The sequence below is a fragment of the Priestia sp. SIMBA_032 genome (genome assembly GCF_046535215.1).
GTDB classification, from domain to species: Bacteria; Bacillota; Bacilli; order Bacillales; family Bacillaceae_H; genus Priestia; species Priestia aryabhattai.
Genome location: NZ_JAWRXD010000376.1, coordinates 1 through 305 on the forward strand (window position 1 = coordinate 1; position 305 = coordinate 305).

At 60.7% G+C, this 305-nt stretch carries 1 protein-coding gene; it reads left to right on the forward strand.

What is annotated here, in order from left to right; genetic code table 11:
• Window positions 1-305, forward strand: a 305-nt coding sequence (locus tag SB717_RS34815) for a hypothetical protein (protein WP_410907438.1), incomplete at both ends; no start/stop codon positions are given.

A 305-nucleotide genomic window follows, 5' to 3' on the forward strand; every position in this document is an offset into this window, starting at 1 on the left:
GTGATACCCACGATGACGCGCAGCAGCGTTATTACCTGACTGAGACGTGCGCGCAATTTATCCACTTGACCGACCCACAAGCATGGCGTCTGGGCCTGACTTACTTGCAGCGCACCGATGCACTGGAACTGGCGAAAACCGCGCTTTCTGCGGCGGCCATCAACTATGAGCACTTCATTGCCGACAGCCCGACCAACCCCCTGGCTGTCGACACCGGGCGACAACTGGTGGAGCAATCGCTACAGCGCTACCACCGGTCGCCAGGGACGACGCCATGGCCTGACGGTGAAGCTGGATTGGACGGC